17 protein-coding genes are annotated in these 19,041 nt (G+C 73.2%); 6 read left to right on the top strand and 11 right to left on the bottom strand.

What is annotated here, in order from left to right; translation table 11 throughout:
- Positions 1–174: 174 nt before the first annotated feature.
- Entirely contained in the window at positions 175–534 is a 360-nt protein-coding gene (locus tag ACIPLC_RS09150) for a hypothetical protein (protein ID WP_400472300.1), read from the bottom strand.
- Between the two features lie 300 nt (positions 535–834).
- Here ACIPLC_RS09150 and ACIPLC_RS09145 point away from each other — a divergent pair, with 300 nt between their 5' ends.
- On the top strand, positions 835–2,841 hold the full coding sequence (locus ACIPLC_RS09145) for a ricin-type beta-trefoil lectin domain protein (RefSeq protein WP_400472299.1): 2,007 nt from the start codon (positions 835–837) through the stop codon (positions 2,839–2,841).
- A gap of 96 nt (positions 2,842–2,937) precedes the next feature.
- On the opposite strand, the gene ACIPLC_RS09140 is transcribed toward ACIPLC_RS09145, so the two are convergent.
- Positions 2,938–3,531, bottom strand: coding sequence for a TetR/AcrR family transcriptional regulator (locus ACIPLC_RS09140; RefSeq protein WP_400472298.1), 594 nt, complete (start codon positions 3,529–3,531; stop codon positions 2,938–2,940).
- Between the two features lie 138 nt (positions 3,532–3,669).
- On the opposite strand from ACIPLC_RS09140, the gene ACIPLC_RS09135 reads away from it, so the two are divergent.
- Positions 3,670–4,626, top strand: coding sequence for an SDR family NAD(P)-dependent oxidoreductase (locus tag ACIPLC_RS09135; RefSeq protein ID WP_400472297.1), 957 nt, complete (start codon positions 3,670–3,672; stop codon positions 4,624–4,626).
- Positions 4,627–4,700: 74 nt separating this feature from the next.
- Here ACIPLC_RS09135 and ACIPLC_RS09130 read toward each other — a convergent pair whose 3' ends face one another.
- The 6 genes from ACIPLC_RS09130 to ACIPLC_RS09105 all read right to left on the bottom strand — a co-directional run bounded on the left by ACIPLC_RS09130 (position 4,701) and on the right by ACIPLC_RS09105 (position 9,851).
- The gene (locus ACIPLC_RS09130; RefSeq protein WP_400472296.1) at positions 4,701–5,303 is read right to left on the bottom strand and encodes a hypothetical protein; all 603 of its coding nucleotides are present in this window, start codon (positions 5,301–5,303) and stop codon (positions 4,701–4,703) included.
- Entirely contained in the window at positions 5,300–6,700 is a 1,401-nt protein-coding gene (locus ACIPLC_RS09125; RefSeq protein ID WP_400472295.1) for a hypothetical protein, read from the bottom strand. Before ACIPLC_RS09125 ends, ACIPLC_RS09130 begins: the two co-directional genes overlap by 4 nt.
- Positions 6,697–7,509, bottom strand: coding sequence for an ABC transporter ATP-binding protein (locus tag ACIPLC_RS09120; protein WP_400472294.1), 813 nt, complete (start codon positions 7,507–7,509; stop codon positions 6,697–6,699). The genes ACIPLC_RS09125 and ACIPLC_RS09120 overlap by 4 nt, the downstream gene beginning before the upstream one ends.
- Positions 7,510–7,541: 32 nt before the next feature.
- Entirely contained in the window at positions 7,542–8,369 is an 828-nt protein-coding gene (locus ACIPLC_RS09115; protein ID WP_400472293.1) for a zf-HC2 domain-containing protein, read from the bottom strand.
- Entirely contained in the window at positions 8,366–8,926 is a 561-nt protein-coding gene (locus tag ACIPLC_RS09110) for an RNA polymerase sigma factor (RefSeq protein ID WP_350884320.1), read from the bottom strand. The genes ACIPLC_RS09115 and ACIPLC_RS09110 overlap by 4 nt, the downstream gene beginning before the upstream one ends.
- A 154-nt stretch (positions 8,927–9,080) precedes the next feature.
- A complete protein-coding gene (locus ACIPLC_RS09105; RefSeq protein WP_400472292.1) occupies positions 9,081–9,851 on the bottom strand; it encodes an HAD hydrolase family protein in 771 nt (256 codons plus the stop codon).
- 147 nt (positions 9,852–9,998) lie between these two features.
- Between ACIPLC_RS09105 and ACIPLC_RS09100 the strand changes: the two genes are divergently transcribed.
- The 3 genes from ACIPLC_RS09100 (at position 9,999) to ACIPLC_RS09090 (ending at position 12,611) form a co-directional block, all read left to right on the top strand.
- On the top strand, positions 9,999–10,526 hold the full coding sequence (locus tag ACIPLC_RS09100; RefSeq protein ID WP_400472291.1) for a GNAT family N-acetyltransferase: 528 nt from the start codon (positions 9,999–10,001) through the stop codon (positions 10,524–10,526).
- A 160-nt stretch (positions 10,527–10,686) separates the two neighbouring features.
- The gene (locus ACIPLC_RS09095) at positions 10,687–11,922 is read left to right on the top strand and encodes a sensor histidine kinase (protein ID WP_400472290.1); all 1,236 of its coding nucleotides are present in this window, start codon (positions 10,687–10,689) and stop codon (positions 11,920–11,922) included.
- Positions 11,919–12,611, top strand: a complete 693-nt coding sequence (locus ACIPLC_RS09090; protein WP_400472289.1) for a response regulator — start codon at positions 11,919–11,921, stop codon at positions 12,609–12,611. The genes ACIPLC_RS09095 and ACIPLC_RS09090 overlap by 4 nt, the downstream gene beginning before the upstream one ends.
- Before the next feature lie 32 nt (positions 12,612–12,643).
- On the opposite strand, the gene ACIPLC_RS09085 is transcribed toward ACIPLC_RS09090, so the two are convergent.
- Complete coding sequence (locus tag ACIPLC_RS09085; RefSeq protein ID WP_350884332.1) at positions 12,644–13,273, bottom strand: dienelactone hydrolase family protein; 630 nt, start codon at positions 13,271–13,273, stop codon at positions 12,644–12,646.
- 140 nt (positions 13,274–13,413) lie between these two features.
- Here ACIPLC_RS09085 and ACIPLC_RS09080 point away from each other — a divergent pair, with 140 nt between their 5' ends.
- The gene (locus ACIPLC_RS09080) at positions 13,414–15,144 is read left to right on the top strand and encodes an alkaline phosphatase D family protein (protein WP_400472468.1); all 1,731 of its coding nucleotides are present in this window, start codon (positions 13,414–13,416) and stop codon (positions 15,142–15,144) included.
- Positions 15,145–15,204: 60 nt separating this feature from the next.
- Here the strand turns inward: ACIPLC_RS09080 and ACIPLC_RS09075 are convergent, their stop codons facing one another.
- Both ACIPLC_RS09075 and ACIPLC_RS09070 read right to left on the bottom strand, forming a co-directional pair.
- The gene (locus ACIPLC_RS09075; RefSeq protein ID WP_400472288.1) at positions 15,205–16,074 is read right to left on the bottom strand and encodes an ABC transporter permease; all 870 of its coding nucleotides are present in this window, start codon (positions 16,072–16,074) and stop codon (positions 15,205–15,207) included.
- 44 nt (positions 16,075–16,118) lie between these two features.
- Positions 16,119–18,923 carry an alpha/beta fold hydrolase gene (locus ACIPLC_RS09070; RefSeq protein WP_400472287.1) on the bottom strand — a complete coding sequence of 935 codons (2,805 nt, stop codon included), beginning with the start codon at positions 18,921–18,923 and terminating at the stop codon, positions 16,119–16,121.
- Positions 18,924–19,041: the final 118 nt, after the last annotated feature.

Raw genomic sequence — 19,041 nt, 5'->3', positions numbered from 1 at the left:
GTGCGCCCCCCCCCCCCGGCGCCCCTGCCCCGCGCCGCCTCTCCCGCGCAGCCCCCCCCCCCCCCCGGGGGGCGGGGGGGGCGGGGCCGGGGGGGGGGGCGCCCCCCGCCCCCCCCCCCCCCCGCGGTCCGGGTCGCGGCTGCGGATCAGATGAAGGATCCGCGGACGTGGGCTCTACGCGCCCGCGCCCCTGCCGCGCAGGAGGTCCGCGATGCGCGCGTCGACCTGCTCGCGGTCGTAGCCCCGCCGCACAATCTCGAACACCGGTTGGGGTGGCGGCGAACCGGCTTCGGACAGGGCCTTGAGATAGCGGTCGACTTGATGGCGGTCGTAGCCACGCCTCACCAAGTCGAAGCCACGGAACTCTGGCGTTGTTGACACTTCGCGGGTCCTCCAACCTTCGGTGTCCACGTTCGTCGTCATGACACGGGCTACAGCAACCCCGGTGCGGCCAACGGTGATCACCGGCGTGGCTGCGCTCACAGCGTAGACCCCGCCCGCCGCCGGGCGGCGTTCGATGTCCCGATAGGCCATCTCACCATCCGCACCACCCCCACGACCCCTCGCGCGAGAAGCCGAACCCCAGCTCCGGCGCGGGAAGTCGGTCAGCCCGACTTCCCGCGCCGGCCAACCGGCGGGTTGGTGCGGGCCCGCTCGATGCACCCTCAAGTCGCTGGCACGGAAGTTGGTCCACAGAGCTCACCGGGCCGGGTTGGCGAGTGCAATAAGGCGTCAAGACTCCAGATCTCGCCATATGGATTCCGTATGGAGTCGCGGGACGCGGGATTCCGATGTCTACGATCCATTTTTGTCGATAAGAAAGATGGTTCTGACATGAAACCCCTGTCCCGCCTGAAACGCGCCCTGGCCTGCGGAATCGCCGCACTCGCCGCGGTCTCCGGCCTGACCGTGCAGGCCCAGGCCGCGCCGACGCCCTTCCCCGTGGACACGACCTGCGGAACCCCGGCGGTGCCGGGCGGCGGCAACTGCATGACCTCGCTGATCAGCTCCGCCTTCGACATGGTCAGGGGCATGCGCAACGCCGCCAACCTCAACAAGCTGGACAACGCGGAGTTCACCCAGAGCACCGCGTCGAAGTTGAGCGCGAAGTTCCCGGGGTTCAACGTCATGGTGTTCAAGACCGTGGGCACCGACATGTACGACACCGAGTGGTTCAAGAACGAGTACAAGTCCGACATGAAGGGGGTGTTGATCGACACCACCTACAAGCTCAACCATTTCCTGGACAAGGAGAAGAAGGACCCCTCCGGCTACGACATATTCCGGATCTGGGTCTTCCAGGGGGACTCGACCATCCGTAACCGCGGCGACGGCGGCTACATGAACTGGGCGTTCATCGGCAACGACGGCGACTCCGTCAAGAAGGAGCCGTGGACCTGCCGGGCGGGCACCGCGCGGCCCTACAAGTGCGACGGCGACGTGCGCACCATCCACTTCCCCGCGCGGTCCGGCTACGGCACCAGGACCGGCAGCCTGACCCCCGACTCCAGCCCCGGCTACCACGCCTGCCTGGACGTCAACGGCAACGGCAACGCGAACGGCACCCCCGTGCAGATGTGGGAGTGCAACGGCAGCGACGCCCAGAAGTGGACGTACAACGGCTACAAGCTCCAAGCCGCCAACGGCAAGTGCCTCGACCTGGAGGCCAACAAGACCGCGAACGGGACCAAGCTCCAGGTCTGGGACTGCCTGGAGATCCCCGGTCAGCGCTGGAACATGTCGGCCAGCGGCGGTTTCCGGCACATGGCGGACATGGACGACCGGTCCAAGGACGTCTGCATCGACGACTTCAACGGCCGGACCGCCAACGGCAGCACGGTGGCGGCCTGGGCCTGCGGCTCCGAGGAAAGGCGGGACGCGCCCAACCAGAACTGGGCCTGGGGCGGCACCCCGCCGACCACCAACCCGCCCACGCCCGGCGGAGGCGGCGGCGGCAACGGCGCCGACGTGTTCCTGAAGCTCGACAACGGGCTGGGCGCCGTCCCGGTCAACGGTTCCGCCGGCGCGTCGGTCGTCCCCGGGCTCCGGGGTGGCAACGAGTCCAAGTGGAAGCTCACCTCGGTGGGCGGCGGTCGTTACCGGATCACCAGCTCGTACGGGCTGGAACTCACCGAGAACGGCAACTACATGGCCGAGCTCCAGCCGTGGAGCAACTCCTCGAAGCAGAAGTGGGAGCTCGCCGGAGTCGGCAACGGCAAGTACCAGATCCGGATCTCCGACGACGACTGCCTCGCCCACGACGCCGACTTCAAGCAGCTCGGCGTGTGGACGTGCAAGTCGGGCTGGCAGCAGGAGTGGGTGCTGGAGTCCGCGTCCGGCGGCGTGATCACCCCGACCGACCCGACCAACCCGACGAAGCCGGACCCCAAGCCCAAGCCGGACCCCAAGCCGAAGCCGGACCCGAAGCCGGACACCAAGCCAACCGTCCCGACCGAGCGGCCGCTGTTCCTGAAGCTCTCCAACGGCCTGGGCGCCTCGGCCCCCACCGAGACCTCGACCTGGGGCGCCCCGATCGTGGGCGGGATCCTGGGGTACAAGGGGTCCACCTGGACGATCAAGCCGCTGGGCGGGGACCGCTACCGGATCGTCAACGACCTCGGGTACAACCTCACCGAGAACCCCGAGACCTACGTCGCCGAGCAGCAGGCGTGGGGCAACACCTCCAACCAGAAGTGGGAGTTCGTCGGCCTCGGCAACGGCAAGTACCGGATCCAGATCGGCGACGACGACTGCCTCACCCACGACTCCGACTTCAAGCAGCTCGGCGTGTGGAGCTGTGAGGGCGGCTGGAAGCAGGAGTGGTCCTTCCAGCTCCTCTGACCGGCCAGGCCGTGCCAGGCCGTATCAGGCCGTATCAGGCCAGACCGGAGTCACGGCGAAGGGCGCCAGCCGTACGGCTGGCGCCCTTCGCCGTTCTCAGCGGGCGCCCCGCCCGGAGGCGGCGTGGTAGCGGAGGCCGTCCATCAGGAGGTCGAGGAGGCGTTCCATCCGGGCGTGGTGCTCGGGGGTGGTCGCGGCCATGGACAGGCCGCTGAGGCTGAACAGCACGTCGTCCGGTTCGACGTCGGCGCGCAGCGCGCCCGACTCGGCCCCGGCCCGCAGGAGTTCGGTGATGGCGGCGGTCAACATCGCGCGGCTGTGCGAGAAGGGGTCGCTGCCGGAGGCTATGAGCGCGCGCAGCGCGTCGGACATCCCGCGCTTGGTGGTCATGTAGCGGACGAAGCCGTCCATCCAGGCGCGCAGCGCGGCGTCGGGCCCCCTGCCGTCCAGCAGTTCCGCGGCGGAGTCGCACAGCTTGGCGAGTTCGCTGCGGTAGACCGCCTCGACGAGTTCCTCGCGGGTGGCGAAGTGCCGGTAGAGGGTGCCGATGCCCACGCCGGCCTCCTTGGCGATCGCCCCGAGCGTCGCGTCCGGCCCGTCCTGGGCGAAGGCCCGCGCGGCCACTTCGATCAGTCGGTCGCGGTTGCGGCGCGCGTCGGCGCGCAGCGGCCGGGGGTCGGCGGTGGTCACGGCTGGTCCTCCTCGGGTTGCAAACGGAGGGTGCTCCGCTTAGCCTGGAGACATGCGGAGGGCCCTCCGGTTTCCACTCTACCGGCCGCCCCCTCCCGCGCACCCCCAGCTCCGGTCACCCAGCCAGACGGGAAGATCATGAACGCCAACACCCAGCGCCTCACCACCCCCTTCGGCGCCGAGTCCACCGCCGCCGAGGTCGTCTCCGGCACCGACCTGACCGGCCGCCGCGCCGTCGTCACCGGCGGCGCCTCCGGCATCGGCGTCGAGACCGCGCGCGCCCTCGCCTCGGCGGGCGCGCAGGTCACCCTCGCGGTCCGCAACCTCGACGCCGGCGCCCGCACCGCCGAGGACATCACCGCGACCACCGGCAACAAGGACGTCCGGGTCGCGCCGCTGGACCTGGCCGACCAGGCCTCCGTCGCCGCGTTCGTCGCCGCCTGGGACGGGCCCCTGCACATCCTGGTCAACAACGCCGGCGTGATGGCCTCGCCCGAGCTCCGCACGCCGGAGGGCTGGGAGCTCCAGTTCGCCACCAACCACCTCGGGCACTTCGCGCTGGCCACCGGCCTGCACCCGGCCCTGGCCCGGGACGGCGGCGCCCGCGTGGTGTCCGTCAGCTCCAGCGCCCACCACCGCTCCCCGGTCGTCTTCGAGGACATCCACTTCCGCGAGCGCGCCTACGAGCCCTGGTCCGCCTACGGCCAGTCCAAGACCGCCAACGTCCTGTTCGCGGTCGAGGCCGCCAGGCGCTGGGCCGCGGACGGCATCACCGTCAACGCCCTGATGCCCGGCGGCATCCGTACCGCCCTCCAGCGCCACATCTCCGAAGAGGAGCTCGACCGCCTGCGCGCCCAGGTCGCCGACGGCGCGGAGCTGCTGTGGAAGAGCACCGAGCAGGGCGCGGCGACCTCCGTCCTGCTCGCGGCCTCACCGCTGCTGGAGGGCGTCAGCGGCCGCTACTTCGAGGACTGCAACGAAGCCGTCCGCGGCAAGCTCAGCGCCCGCAACGGCGTCGCCGAATACGCCCTCGACCCCGAGGCGGCCGCCCTGCTCTGGCAGGTCTCGCACGACACCCTGGGCAGCCACGACTGACGGGTCCTCGGCAGAACGCCCCGCGCTCCGCTCCCCCGACTCGCCGAGGGGAAGCGGAGCGCGGGGCGGGCCCGTTACCTGCGCGGTCCCGCCAGGGCGTAGGCCCCGGCGCCGGTCACCAGCAGGGCCACCGCGGCCCAGGTGGACGCCTCCGTGCCGGCGGGATAGACCATCCAGCCGACCGACTTCCCCACGACGTTGGGCGGCATCGGCGGGGTGAGGACGGTGATCGCGAGCCAGCCGGTCGGCAAGGTCCAGGCGAGGTGCGCCCCGCACAGCACCGCCCCGAGCGCGGCCAGGCCGACCAGGCCCGCGCTGTCCCGGACGACGACCTCGGTGGGGGCGAACTTCGGCCCCACCGCCTGGATCGCCAGCAGCGCCGCACCGGCGACCGCGCCGATCAGCAGCGCGTGCGCCGCCCGGCGGGGCGCCCACCGGATCGCGGCCGTCCTGTCCAGTGAGGGGTCCTGCCCGCCGAGCCCGACGGAGCCGGCCGCCACGCTCGCGGCGAGCACGAAGTACGCGACCGGGTTGATCGAATCCGCCACATCCCTCGCATCCGCCGCACCCGTGCCGCCGCCCCGGTTGAAGGCCCACACCACCAGCGCGATGAGCGCGACCGCGGCGGCCGAGGAGGCCACCTGCCGTGAACGCGCGTACAGCGTCAGCCACCTCACTGCGCCGCCTCCCCGGCCAGCTTCTGCAGCTGCTTGTACCCCCCGCAGGAGAGGGCGGCGGCGTGCAGCTCGACGATCTGCGAGCGCTGCTCGGCCGGCGGCAGCGCCATCAGCTTCTGCCACGCGGCGTCGGCCTCCGCCCAGAGCTTGATCGCGTACGCGTCGGTGCCCTTCTCCTTCAGCGGTTGGAGCTGGGGGTCGTGGAGGGCCCAGCTCACGGCGACGCTCTGGCCGAGGGCGTCGTAACTCCCCCCGCCCTCCCGGTCGTTGTCCGGGTAGCAGCTCGGTGCCAGGCCCCTGCCGATCAGCGCGCGGGTCAGCTTCTCACCTGTCGCATCGGCGAGCATCCGATCGTTGAAGTCGACCGACAGCACGTCCGCGGAGAGTTCGCGTGCCTCGGCGAGCTCGTGCAGCGCGGTGTCCTCCCGCACCGAGGTCGGCGCCTTGTCGCCCAGGACGTCGTGCAGCACGCGCATCGCGTCCTTGCTGCGCAGCGCGAGCTCGGCCAGGCGTGAACGGCTCGCCTGCGTCACGCACACCGGCCCGTCGCACACCAGCGTCGCGGCGGCCTTGTCGACGACGTAGGTGTCGCGCGCAGAGGCCGGGAGGACCAGCAGGGCCAGGGCCAAGCCGGCCAGGACGGGAGTCACCGCGAGCAGCCGGGCCCGGCGGGTCACGGCCGCCAGCAGCGCGAGGCCGGTGGCGAGCAGGCCGAGCAGCCAGAGCGTCTGGCCGAGGTGGACGGAGCCGGCCAGGGTCAGCAGCATCTGCCGCGGCTCCGGGGTCGCCGGGTTCAGCTGGGCGAGGCGGTTGGACACCCTGCCCGACGGTACCGCCCCTTCACTGTTCATCCGCAGGAGCAGGCCCGTCGCCACGAGGAAGACCACCACCAGCGCCGGCGGGGTGAGGACGGAGGGCAGCGCCCGCGCGACGCCCATGCCGAACACGGCGCCCGCGACCAGGGCCAGTGCCGCCACCAGCGAGATCGGCAGCCACCCGAGGGGTGCGTAGGTGGTCGGACCGAGCGCCACCTGGATTCCGCCCACCAGAACGAGCAGGCCGAAGCCCGCCGCCAGCGCGAGCGCGAGCGCACCGGTCGGCAGCGCCACCCGGCGCCAGGCCGGCAGCGGCGTGGTCGACAGCAGCTCGGTCATCCGCGAGCGGGGTTCGCGCAGCCCGTACACCGCCCCGATGCCGACCACGAACGGCCACCAGAAGGACAGCAGGGACCGGGTCCACATGGCCATGGTGCTCCACTGGGCCGTCCACCCCGCGGTGCCGTGCCACCAGAACGCGTCGAACGGGAGGAAGACCGCCAGGCTGCCGCCCAGGACGACGATTCCGCCCCACGGGGCGGCGGAGCGCTTCAGCTCCGTCCGCAGCACACGTCCGTTCACCAGGCACTCCCCTGCTGGCCGGAGTTGCGGAGCAGCGCCGAGTAGCCGCGCTCCAGCGGGCTGTCGCCCGGGTGGTCAGCGCTGCCTGCCGCGCCCAGTTCGTCCGGCGTGCCCTGGAAGACGAGGCGGCCGTCGGCGAACAGCACCACGTCGGAGCAGGCGGCCGCGACGTCCTCGACCAGGTGGGTGGAGACGACCACGCAGGTGTCGCGGCCCAGCTCCTGCAACAGCTCGCGGAAGCGCAGCCGCTGCGAAGGGTCCAGGCCCGCGGTCGGCTCGTCCAGCAGCAGCACCGCGGGGGAGTTGACGATGGCCTGGGCGATGCCGGCCCGCCGCACCATGCCGCCGGACAGGGTCTTCATCCGGTGGTCGGCGCGGTCCGTCAGCCCCACCCGTTCCACGGCGCGCTGGACGGCCCCGGGGATGTCCGCCTTCGGCACCTCCTTCAACCAGGCCATGTACTCGACGAACTCGCGCACCGTGAAGCGCTTGTAGTAGCCGAAGTCCTGCGGCAGGTAGCCGATCTGGCGGCGCAGGGCCCGGTGGTCGCCCACCCTGCCCCCCAGCGGGGTGCCGAGCATCTCCAGTTCGCCCTCGGTGGGGCGCAGCACGGTGGCCAGGGTCCGGATCAGGGTGGTCTTCCCCGCTCCGTTGGGCCCCAGGAGGCCGTGGGCGCCGATGCCCAGGGAGAGGTCGAGCCCGTCGACGGCCATCTTGCTCCGTCCGACGCGTACCCTCAGGCCGCTGGCCCGGATCTCCCAGGCGTAGGTCTTCGGCGCGGTGTCGGCCGCGCTCGCCGTATACGTCATGCGATGGTCCCTTTCCAGGGTGGACATGGGTTTCACAGCGTTGAGTACGCGTCCCTGCGGGCGATCACGGCGGCGATGCCGAGCGCGAGGAGTAGCCCCCACACGGGCAACTGGTCGCGGTGCAGGGCGAGTTGCAGGACGGAGGGGATGCGGCCGGTGATGTACGTGGGGACCACGACAGCGGCGCCCCAGGCGACCACCAGCCCGGCGGCGGCGCGGGTCACGCCGACCACGCTGCCCAACGCCAGGGCGGTGGAGGTGAAGGCCAGGGAGGGCAGCAGCCACTGCGCGACCGTCGTGTTCCCGGTCAGCCATCCCCCCGCCAGGAGCCCGGGCACGACCACCACGAGGACCGCGGTGGTGCGCCTGAGCAGCAGGGCCAGGCCGGCCCGGGCGGTCGAGGCCGTCAGTTCGTACGCCGGATCCAGGCCGCGCGACCACGAGGCGGCGACACCGCACAGCGGCAGCACGGGGGCGATCAGCGCCACCAGCGAGGAGCCGCCGAAGACCTCCGACGGCGCGACCGCGTCCAGCAGCAGCGCCATCAGGGTGACGACGGCGGTCATGGCCAGCCACGGGCTCATGGCCGGTGTCAGCCAGGCCGACACCCACGTCGGGCGGTGTCGCCGCCGGGGCGCCCCGACGGACGCGTCCAACTCCGGTTCCAGACCGGCCCGGACGGTCTCGACGAGCGCGGTGATACCGGGCGCCTCGGTGGCCACGGAGGCCGCCAGGAGGCTCCGGCACGGCGCGCACGTCTCCAGGTGGGACTCCAGCGCCCACACCGTGTCGGCGGCCATCGCCGTGTCACCACGGGCGTAGTCGTCGATCAGCCGCTTCGACGCGTGTTCCGCGTTCATGCCAGCGCCTCCCGCATCGCGATCCGGGCCCGGCGGGCACGGGTCTTGACCGTGCCTTCGGGCAGTCTGAGCAGGACGGCGGTCTCCCGGACGGACAGCCCGTCGAGCACCGTCGCCTGCAGTACGTCTCGGAGTTCCGGCGCGAGGCGCCGCAGGGCGTCGCCCACGTCGCCGCCGACGGTCCCGGCGAGCGCCTCCTCCTCCGCTGCGGGCACCACGGCCCGCTCGGCGGCGGCGGCCGGCGGTTCGGCGTGGTGGGCGCGGCGCCGGAACGCGTCGACGAGGCGGCGTGCCGCGATCGTCCACAGCCATCCGACGGCCGTCCCGCCGACCGCGCTCCCGGCGAACGCGCCGGCCGCGCGCCACACCGCCAGATAGGTCTCCTGCATGACCTCGGCGACGATCTGCTCGTCCGCGCAGCGGCGGCGCAGCCGTACTGCCAGCCAGGGCGACGTACGCCGGTACAGCTCGTCGAACGCCGCGCGGTCACTTCTGGCGATCAGCCGGACGAGGCGTTCCTCGTCCAGCTCGTCCAGTGCTCTCCTGCGTGATCTCACACCAGCCAGACGCCCGCGACCGCGCGCAGGTTCTGCATTCGACGTGACCTACGTCACATGAGAGCAGCGCGGGAAGTCGGCCTACCCGACTTCCCGCGCTGCGGCGACCTCGACGCCCGGATCAGGCACCTGCGGTGGCAAGCGCCCCGCCGCGCTACCGGCCCTCGGCCGTCCGCGCCAGCAGGGAGATCTCGGCCGCCACCGCCTCCGGCTCGGCCGCGACGCTGACGTGGGCGACGTCGTCCAGCCCCGGATGCGTGCCGACGCGCACCGCCCGCTCCGCGTTCCGCAGCAGGTCGAAGTCGTTGATGTCGTTGCCGAACGCCGCGTACGCGCCGATGCCCATCGACGTCAGGGCCTCCCACTTCGTCGTCGAACCGGGCGCGAAGTCGATGATCGCCTCGTCGAGGTGGTGGTTCACCATCAGCCCGAGCCCCCGGCCGGCCTCGGCGAGTTCCGCCATGTCCGACGCCCCGACGACCAGGAACTTCACCACCTCGGGCAGCTCGGCCAGCTCCACCCGGCTCGCCAGGCCGCCCTGGTCGACCCGGCTGCGGATCGGGTGGTCCACCGGCCCCGTGTACGCGTAGTCCCAGGGCCCGTCCGCGAGGTACGTCGCCTCGTGTCGCGCGACCGCCGCCATCAGCCCGCCCAGCACCGCCGGTTCGAACACGGCCCGGGCCCGCACCTGCCCGTCGACCGACACCAGGCTCCCGTTCCCGCCGATCAGCATCGCGGCCGGGAAGGCGCCGTCGAGCACCGGCAGCATGTCCCGAACCGGCCTGGCCGATGCGAAGACCACCCGGTACCCGGCCCGCTCGCACTCCCCGATCGCCGCCAGGATCCGACCGTCGATCGTCCGCCCGTCGAAGCAGAGCGTGCCGTCGAGATCGAAAACCACCGTGCGGGTGCGAAGGTTGACCATTCCCGGATGATATCCGTCCGTTCGGAGCCCGCGATGTGATCCCCACGACGCCGCCCCCGACACCCGTTCGACCGCGATCGCCACCGGTGCTCCGACCTCCCGAAAGCCGCTTGCCGAGCGGGCGACGGCCCCGTACCGTCGCCCGACATGACCCCGGCCCTGCGTACCGAGCGCCTGCTGCTCGACCCGTACGTCCTCGCGGACGAAGAGGACTTCGTGGCGCTGTTCCAGGACACGAAGGTGTCCCGGTGGATGGGCGACGGCCCGCAGTCCGAGGCCGAGGACCGGGCCCTGTTCGGCCGCGTCTTCACCCAGGTCTACGCCTCGAACCGGTTCGACGTCTGGGCCGTGCGGCACGACGGCCGCCTCGTCGGGCACGCCGAGATCAAGCCCACCACCGTGGTCGAGGGCTTCGAGATCGTCTACGCGCTGGCCCCGGAGGCGTGGGGCCGCGGCCTGGGCACCGAACTGGCGGCCGCGATCGTCGACTACGGCTTCACCGCCCTGGGGCTGGCCGAGGTGCACGCGACGGTTGCCGACGCCAACCTCGCTTCGCTGGCGTTGCTGGGCAGGATCGGCTTCCGGCACGTCCGCGACATCACGGAGGACGACGGCAGTACGACCCGCCTGCTCACCCGGGGCCGCGCCGACGCCTCCGGGGCCGCCTCGCCGTAGCTTTCCCGCCGGAGCGGAAACGCCGAGGCCGGAAGGACCGAGGCCCGAAGGACCGAGGCCCGAAGGACCGAGGCCCGAAGGACCGAGGCCCGAAGGCCGGAACGAACGCTCCCCCGATCGGGGGAGGCCCCCCATGAGCTGCGCCGCAATACTGGTGATCATGATCAGGGGAATCCGGCCGCTGCTGCGCGGCTCCACGTACTCGGGTGTGCTGTTCGCCTTCCTCGGCGCGCTGGCGAGCCTGCCGCTGCTGCCGTTCGCGATGCTGCCGATGATGGCCTGGCCGTCCGGCCCCTACCTCGCACGGGCGGTGCTCACCCTGCTGGTCTGGGCGGCGCTGCTCGCCGTGGTCGGGCTGGCCCGCACCACCCGGCGGGTGCTGATCGGCGGCGCCCGCCGGCTGCTGAGGGTGCCGCTGCCGGATCCGGTGTCCGACACCCGGGCGGCGGACACCCCCGGCACCGACCGTTGGCGCACCCCGCTGTGGCTGCTGCTGCACGTGGCGCTGGGCTGGGTGGGGGGCCTGGTGAGCCTCGTCCTGCTCGGCGCGGCCGTGGCCCTGCCGGGCGGCTGGGTCTCCGGTGATGCCCGGCTGAGCTGGCCCGGCCGGTCGGTGCAGGTGACGGGCGTCTGGAGCTGGGTGGCGGCGGCGGCCTGCCTGCTACTGGCACCGGTGGTGTGCGCGGCGGTGGCGAGCGCCCTGCACGGGCTGGCCCCGAAGCTGCTGGGGCCGTCGGCGGCCGAGCGGCTGGCACTGGCGGCGGAGCGGGAGCGCCAGCTGGCCGAACGCAACCGGCTGGCCCACGAGTTGCACGACTCGATCGGGCACACCCTGACGGCGGCCACGATCCAGGCGGCAGTGGCGGGCGAGGTGCTCTCCGCCGACCCGGTCGCGGCGCGGGCCGCCATGCGCAGCATCGAGGAGTCGACCCGGGCCGCCCTGGAGGACCTGGACTACGTGCTGGGCGCGCTGCGCGAGGAGGAGCCGGGGGCGGCGCCGACCCGGACCTTGGCCGACCTGCCCGAGCTGCTGGACCGGTTGCGGCACGCCGGCGCGGTGGTGGAGCCGGAGCTGTCCGGCGAGCTGGCGCAGGTGCAGGGGACGCTCTCCCGAGCGGCGTACCGGATCCTCCAGGAGGGGCTGACGAACGCGCTGCGGCACGGAGCCGGCGGCCCGATCGAGGTCCGGGTGGCGGCCGGGCCGGACACCCTGGAGCTCAGCGTGGTCAACCGGACCGGGACGGGCCCGCGCCAGGGCTCCTTCCCGACCTCCGGCCACGGCCTGCCGGGCCTGGCCGAGCGGGTCCGACTGCTGCACGGCGAGATCGAGGCCGGGCCGGACGGGTCCCAGGCCTGGCGGCTGGCCGTGCAGCTGCCCGTGCGGTTGTCGGCATGACCGGCCCGGACCCCACCGACGCCCCGAGCAACGCCCCCGTCACCCTCCTGATCGCGGACGACGACGAGGTGACCCGCAGCGGCCTGCGCACCCTGCTCGCGGTGCAGCCGGGGATCACGGTGGTCGGGGAGGCGTCCGACGGCGTCGACGCGGTCGAGCAGGCGCAGCGGCTGCGGCCGGACGTGGTCCTGATGGACGTACGGATGCCGCGCCGCAACGGGATCGAGGCCACCCGGCAGCTGCTGGCCGAGTCGGCCGCGCCGCCGAAGGTCGTGGTGATCACCACCTTCGAGAACGACGGCTACGTCACCGCCGCGCTCAGCGCGGGGGCGAGCGGGTTCGTGCTGAAGCGGCTTCCGGTGCGGCAGATCGCGGAGGCGGTGCGGGTGGCGGCGGCCGGGGAGGCGATCCTCTTCCCGGCGGCGCTGCGCCGGATGGTCTCCGCCCGCCCGCTGGACTCCGCCGAGGCGCTGCCCCGGGCGGCGTTGACGGTGCGGGAGGAGGAGGTGCTGCGGTCGATGGCCACGGGCCAGTCCAACCCGGAGATCGCGGAGTCGCTCAGGGTGAGCCTGGAGACGGTGAAGACGCACGTCGGGAACGTGCTGACCAAGCTCGGCGCGCAGAACCGGACCCACGCCGTGGTGATCGCGTACGAGTCCGGCCTGGTGGTGCCGGGGCTCGCCGGCTGACCGGCCGCCCCGACGGCCCCCTCACCCCTCGGTCAGGAATCCAGCTCGCCGAGGAAGTCCAGCGCGATGGCCCAGGCCCGCTCCGCCGCCTCCGCGTCGTAGTCGGCCAGCTCGGTGTCGGTGAACAGGTGCCCGGCACCCCGGTAGCGGTGCACCTCGACGTCGGCCCCGGCCCGCCGCATCCCCAGGTACCAGGCGTTCAGCCAGTCCTCGGTCTCGAACGGGTCCGGCTCGGCGACGTGCAGCTGCACCGGGATCTCGGTGGCCGCGTCCTCGCGCAGGTCGGAGGTGCCGTGCAGGAGCAGCAGGCCGCGGGCCTTCTCGTCGGCGAGGGCGAGGTTCTGCGCGAGCGAGCCGCCGAGCGAGAAGCCCGCGTAGACCAGGCCGCCGTCCGAGAGCGGAGCGGCGGCGGTGACGGCCCGGCGGAGCAGTTCCTCGCTGCCGCCGACCTCCTCCTGGTACGCCAGCCCGGCCTCGATGTCGTCGAAGGTCCGCCCGTCGTACAGGTCCGGGGTGTGCACGGTGTGCCCGGCGGCGCGCAGCCGGTCGGCGGCGGCGTGGACGGCGGGGCGCAGCCCGAGGGCGGAGTGGAAGAGGACGATCTGGGCCACGGTCGGGGTCCTTCGGCAGCTGAGGGCGGGTACTCCCCCATGATCCCGCATGATCCGGCGCCCCGGCTTCCCCGGCCCGCCCGCCCCGAACGGCGAGGTTCCACCCCTCCACTACGGATCGTCAGTTCCCCTGATTTACCTGTGCTTTACTAGCGGGTAACCTTCCGGACGTGAACGATCTTGTCCATGACATGCCCTCCGCCCACCCGCGCCGCCGCCAGGTCCTGAAGGCCGGCGCCCTCGCCGCCGGCGCGACCGCCGCGCTCCCGATCGCCCTCTCCACCCCCGCCGAAGCCGCCGAGCCCGCCCAGGCGGCCCAGGCCGCGCAGGCCGCTGGAACCCCCGAAGCCGCCCCCCGCTTCCTGCACGGCATAGCCTCCGGCGACCCCCTCCCCGACGGCGTCCTGCTCTGGACCAGGGTGACGCCCCTCCCCGAGGCCCTCCCCGGCTCGGGCCTCGGCCCCGACACCGAGGTCCGCTGGGAGCTGGCCGCCGACCAGGCGTTCACCCGCGTCGTCGCGAGCGGCGCGGTGACCGCCACCGCCGCCGCCGACCACACCGTCAAGGCCGATGTCCGCGGCCTGACCCCGGACACCCCCTACTGGTACCGCTTCACCGCCACCACCGGTACTTCCACCACCACCGGTACCGGCAGCACCGGTACCGGCACCACCGTCTCCCCCACCGGCCGCACCCGCACCACCCCCGCCACCGACGCCGCCCTCTCCCGCCTGCGGTTCGGCGTCGCCTCCTGCGCCAACTGGGAGGGCGGCTACTTCTCCGCCTACCGCCACCTCGCCGCCCGCGGCGACCTGGACGCCTTCCTCTTCCTCGGCGACTACATCTACGAGTACAAGACCGGCGAGTTCTGCGCCCGCGGCACGGTCGTGCGCCCGCACGCCCCCACCCACGAGATCCTCACCCTGGCCGACTACCGCACCAGGCACGGCCAGTACAAGACCGACGAGGACCTCCAGACCCTGCACGCCAAGCTCCCGACCATCGCGATCTGGGACGACCACGAGTTCGCCAACGACGCCTGGTCCGGCGGCGCCGAGAACCACACCCCGGGCACCGAGGGCCCCTGGGCCGACCGGATGGCGGCCGCCAAGCAGGCCTACTTCGAGTGGATGCCGGTCCGGCCCTCCATCGCCGGCACCACCTACCGCCGCCTGCGCTACGGCAAGCTCGCCGACCTGCACCTGATGGACCAGCGCTCGTTCCGCTCCCAACAGGCGAAGACGGGCAGCGGCGACGTCGACTCGGCCGACCGCACGATCACCGGCCGCGCCCAACTGGACTGGCTCAAGGCCGGGTTGTCCGCCTCCGACACCACCTGGCGATTGATCGGCAACGAGGTGATGATCTCCCCGGTCGCCTTCCTCTCGCTGCCCGACTACCTGCTGCGCCCGCTGGCCAAGCTGCTCGGCCTGCCCGGTGAGGGCGTGGCGGTCAACCCCGACCAGTGGGACGGCTACACCCACGACCGCCGCGAACTGCTCGGCCACCTCAAGACGAACGGCATCACCAACACCGTCTTCCTGACCGGCGACATCCACTCCGCCTGGGCCGCCGACGTCCCCAACGAGGCCGCCACCTACCCGCTGTCCGGCAGCGTCGCCACCGAGTTCGTGGTCACCTCGGTGACCTCCGACAACGTCGACGACCTGCTGAAGGTCGCCCCGCAGACCGTCTCGCTGGCGGCCGCCACCGCGATCAGGACGGCCAACCCGCACGTCAAGTGGGTCGACCTGGACTCGCACGGCTACGGGATCCTGGACATCACGCCCGAGCAGACCCAGATGGACTACTACGTCCTCTCCGACCGCACCCGCAAGGACGCGACCAGCAGCTGGACCCGCTCCTACCGCACCCGCACCGGCACCCAGCGGATCGAGCGCGCGAACGCCCCGATCGCCTGACCTCGCCCGGGCCCGCCGCACCCGAGCGGCGGGCCAAGGGCGGGCGGCCCCGGACCGGGCCTACGACACCACGTCCTTGCGCGCGAACCCCCGGAAGGCCAGCGCGAGCAGCACCGCCGCGTACGACAGCGACAGCGAGACGCCCTGCACCATGCCGCCCCACTCCAACTGCGGCTGAAGAGCGTCCGCCCAGGCGTACTGCCAGTGCGCGGGCAGCCACTCCCGCAGTCCCCCCAGCGCCGTGACGGCGTCCAGCACCCCGGTGATGATCGACGCGAACACCGCCCCGCCGACGGCGCCCAGCGGCGCGTCCGTCGCCGTGGAGAGCCAGAACGCCAACGCGGCGATCACGACCTCCGCGAGGAACACGTAGGCCGCCGCGACGGCCAGCCGGGGCAGCGCCTCCCCGGCCGAAAGGCTGGCCCCGGTGGGCAGCTTGAGGTCACCCCAGCCGTACGCGGCGGTGCCGACGACCAGCCCGATCAGCGGCAGCATCGCCACCGCCACCGCCGAGAACGCCAGCCCGACCGCGAACTTGCGGGCCAGCAGCCGGGCCCGGGGCACCGGCGCGGCCAGCAGGTAGCGCAGCGAGGACCAGCTCGCCTCGGAGGCGACCGTGTCGCCGCAGAACAGCGCGACCGGGATGACCAGCAGGAAGCCGGTGCCCACGAACAGCATGGTGGCGGCGAAGTTGGGCCCGGAGGCGGTGGCCAGGTCGATGAAGGTGGTCCGGTCGGGGCGGCTCGGGGTGCCGCCGATCTGGAACGCGGCCAGCATCACGAACGGCAGGGCGGCCAGCACCGCGCCGATCACCAGGGTGCGGCGGCGCCGCAGTTGGCGCATCGCCTCCACCCGCAGCGGCAGCGTCCGACCCGCCCGGTACCCCTCGGCGTGGTCCGCCGACACGACACCGCTCGCGTCACCGCTCACGACACCGCTCGCGCCACCACTCACGTCACTGCTCGCACCGCCACTCACGCCGCACCTCCGATCAACGACAGGAACGCGTCCTCCAGCCGCCGCTGCGGCCCGACGCTCTCCACCGGCACGCCGAGGCGCACCAGTTCGGCCAGCAGTTCGTGCGCCGCCAGCCCGTCCAGGCGCACCAGCAGCCCGCCCTCGACGGCCTCCGCCGAGCCGACCCCGGCCAGCGCGCCCACCTTCTCGACGACCGACCCGGGCTCGTACCCGGCGGGCACGCCGAGGAACAGCAGCTCGCCCGCACCGACGATCTCGCCGACGGCTCCGGTGGTGATCAGCCGCCCGCGGTCCATCACCACCAGGTCCGTGCAGCTCTGCTCGACCTCGGCGAGCAGGTGGCTGGAGACGATGACGGTACGGCCGGCGGCGGCGTACCGGATCATCACCTCGCGCATCTCGCGGATCTGCGGCGGGTCGAGCCCGTTGGTCGGCTCGTCGAGGATCAGCAGGTCCGGCATCCCGAGCATGGCCTGGGCGATGGCGAGCCGCTGCCGCATGCCCTGCGAGTAGGTCCGCACCGCGCGGTCGAGCGCCTCGCCGAGACCGGCGATGGCCAGCGCCTCGTCGAAGCGGGCGTCCGCCTCCGGCCGACCGGTGGCCTGCCAGTACAGCCGCAGGTTGGCCCGGCCGGTGAGGTGCGGCAGGAAGCCCGCGCCCTCGACGAAGGCGCCGACCCGGGAGAGCACCGGTGCGCCGGGGCGCACCAGGTGGCCGAAGATCCGGATCTCGCCCGCGTCGGGCCGGATCAGGCCCATCAGCATCCGCAGCGTGGTGGTCTTGCCGGCGCCGTTGGGCCCGAGCAGGCCGAGCACCTGCCCCTGCTCCACCCGGAAGCCCAACTCCCGCACGGCGTAACGGTCCTGAGCGCCCTTGTAGCGCTTGCTCAGGCCGGTGATCTGCAACGGCACCCCGGCCAGCGCCGGATCATACGCCGGCCCGTCGCCCGCCCCCCGCCGACGGCGGCGCAGCAGCCGGGGCGACAGCACCAGGCCGAGCGCCACCACGACGGCCGCCAGCGGCAGCAGCCAGGTGCGCGCGGGCAGCGGCGTGGCCTCGGTGACGAGTTCGTCGTCGGTCGGCACGGTGAGCGCCCCGGCCGGCGCGACCCGGTAGGTGGCGGGCTCGGCGGGCGAGGCGTACGCGAGGTCGGTGGCGGCCAGGACGAGCCGCAGCCGGTGCCCGGCGGCGAAGGTGTGGTCGACGGCGGGCAGCGCGACGGTGACGGTGCGGCCCGCGTCGGCGCCGGTGACCCGCAGCGGGGCGGCGAGCTGCTGCGGGAGCACGGCCTTGCCGTCCGGGCCCACGTCGTACAGCTTGGCGAAGAGCACCGCGTCCGGCCGGTCGGCGTGCACCTGGACGGGCACGGTGGGCTGCCCGGTCAGGTGCAGCGGCTGGTCCAGCGGCGCGGAGTCGAAGGCGGCGTGCTGGCCGGGGAAGTCGAGCGACAGCCCGGCGCCGAGCGAGGCGGCCTGGCTGAGCGCGCCGATCCCGGGCAGCGTGGAGATCCCGGGCGGGGCCCCGCCGGGCGGGTTGGCGATGGCCTGTTCCCCGCCGGCCAGTTCGACACCGTGGGAGCCGGTTCCGCCCAGGCCCGGGTAGCGGTCGGCGGAGGCGCCACGCAGCACCGCCTGGAAGCCGGTGGAGTCGACGCCCCCGGTGCGGGTGACCCGGAACGCGGGGCCGGTGTCGTTGCCCCGGCCCCTCAAGTAGTGGTCGAACCAGGCGGTCACCCGGTCGTCGACCCGGGCGCTGGTGTCGGTGCCGCCGTCGTGCCCGCCGGCGAACCAGTCCACCGAGGCGGGCGCGCCGTTGGCCGCGACGGCCCGGGCGATCCGGTCGCCCTGGTCGAGCGGGAACAGCGAGTCCTGCTGGCCCTGCACGACCAGGGTGGGCGCCTTGAGCTGTGCGGCCACCGAGGACGGGCTGGAGCGGTCCAGCAGCGCGACGGCCTCCGGGTCGGCGTGCCCGGCGGTGGCGACCCGGTCGTACATCTGGCAGAGCGACTCCAGGAACCGCCCGCAGCCGACCGGCCCGGCCGCGGCGTCGCCGCCCTGCCCCGGCCCGCCCTGCCCGGCCCCGCCGCCGCGCGGCGCGCCGCCGGAGGGCCCGAGGTCGCCGGCCGCGCCGGTGGTGAAGAAGATCCCGGCCCAGAGCTTCTTGAACACGCCGTCGACGGCGCCGGAGCCCTGCACGCCCTGCGGGAACAGCGCGTCGGCCAGGTTCCACCAGGTGATCTGGGTGGCCACCGCGTCGATCCGGTGGTCGTACGCGGAGGCCAGCAGCGAGACGGCGCCACCGTACGAGGCGCCGGTGATGCCGACCCGGGGGTCGCCGGGCCCGTCGAGCTGGACCTCGGGCCGCTGGGCCAGCCAGTCCACCAGGTGCTTGACGTCCTCGACCTCGCGGTCGGGCGCGTTGAGGCCGATCTTCCCGCCCGAGTGCCCGAAGCCGCGCGCCGACCAGGTCAGCACCGCGTAGCCCTGCCGGGCCAGCTGCTGGGCGCGTTCGCGTTCGCCGTCCTTGGAGCCGCCGAAGCCGTGCGCGAGCAGGACCGCCGGGCGCGGGGTGGTGCCGGTGGTGAAGAAGGAGGTGTCCACCTGGACCTGCTGGTCGCTGCCGGGGGTCTCCGGCATGGCGAGGAAACGGTCCTCCTGATGGACCGCCTGCTCACCACCGGATGCCACCGTCGCCGTACCGACCCCGGCCACCGCCACCAGGGCCACCGCACCGGCCACCACCCTGCGCCGCACCCTCGTACCCCGGCCGCGCCACCGGCGCCACGCCCCACCGAACTCCATGAGGGCTGATCGTATCCGCCGCCCGGGTAGGCGTCCGATAAGGCCATCGCCGAAGCCGTCGCCACTTTCGTCTCATTCACCCCGTTGCGCCCGGGTATGGTACGGCGTACCCACCCGC

The sequence above is a fragment of the Kitasatospora sp. NPDC086801 genome (genome assembly GCF_044745805.1).
Taxonomy (GTDB): domain Bacteria; phylum Actinomycetota; class Actinomycetes; order Streptomycetales; family Streptomycetaceae; genus Kitasatospora.
This window is presented reverse-complemented; position numbering and strand designations above follow the sequence as displayed.

Coding starts and splice junctions, on each gene's coding strand:
- ACIPLC_RS09105 (WP_400472292.1), bottom strand. CDS start 9,851: ATGGTCAACCTTCGCACCCGCACGGTGGTTTTCGATCTCGACGGCACG.
- ACIPLC_RS09070 (WP_400472287.1), bottom strand. CDS start 18,923: ATGGAGTTCGGTGGGGCGTGGCGCCGGTGGCGCGGCCGGGGTACGAGG.
- ACIPLC_RS09120 (WP_400472294.1), bottom strand. CDS start 7,509: ATGACGTATACGGCGAGCGCGGCCGACACCGCGCCGAAGACCTACGCC.
- ACIPLC_RS09095 (WP_400472290.1), top strand. CDS start 10,687: ATGATCAGGGGAATCCGGCCGCTGCTGCGCGGCTCCACGTACTCGGGT.
- ACIPLC_RS09090 (WP_400472289.1), top strand. CDS start 11,919: ATGACCGGCCCGGACCCCACCGACGCCCCGAGCAACGCCCCCGTCACC.
- ACIPLC_RS09085 (WP_350884332.1), bottom strand. CDS start 13,273: ATGCGGGATCATGGGGGAGTACCCGCCCTCAGCTGCCGAAGGACCCCG.
- ACIPLC_RS09145 (WP_400472299.1), top strand. CDS start 835: ATGAAACCCCTGTCCCGCCTGAAACGCGCCCTGGCCTGCGGAATCGCC.
- ACIPLC_RS09135 (WP_400472297.1), top strand. CDS start 3,670: ATGAACGCCAACACCCAGCGCCTCACCACCCCCTTCGGCGCCGAGTCC.
- ACIPLC_RS09100 (WP_400472291.1), top strand. CDS start 9,999: ATGACCCCGGCCCTGCGTACCGAGCGCCTGCTGCTCGACCCGTACGTC.
- ACIPLC_RS09115 (WP_400472293.1), bottom strand. CDS start 8,369: ATGAACGCGGAACACGCGTCGAAGCGGCTGATCGACGACTACGCCCGT.
- ACIPLC_RS09080 (WP_400472468.1), top strand. CDS start 13,414: ATGCCCTCCGCCCACCCGCGCCGCCGCCAGGTCCTGAAGGCCGGCGCC.
- ACIPLC_RS09150 (WP_400472300.1), bottom strand. CDS start 534: ATGGCCTATCGGGACATCGAACGCCGCCCGGCGGCGGGCGGGGTCTAC.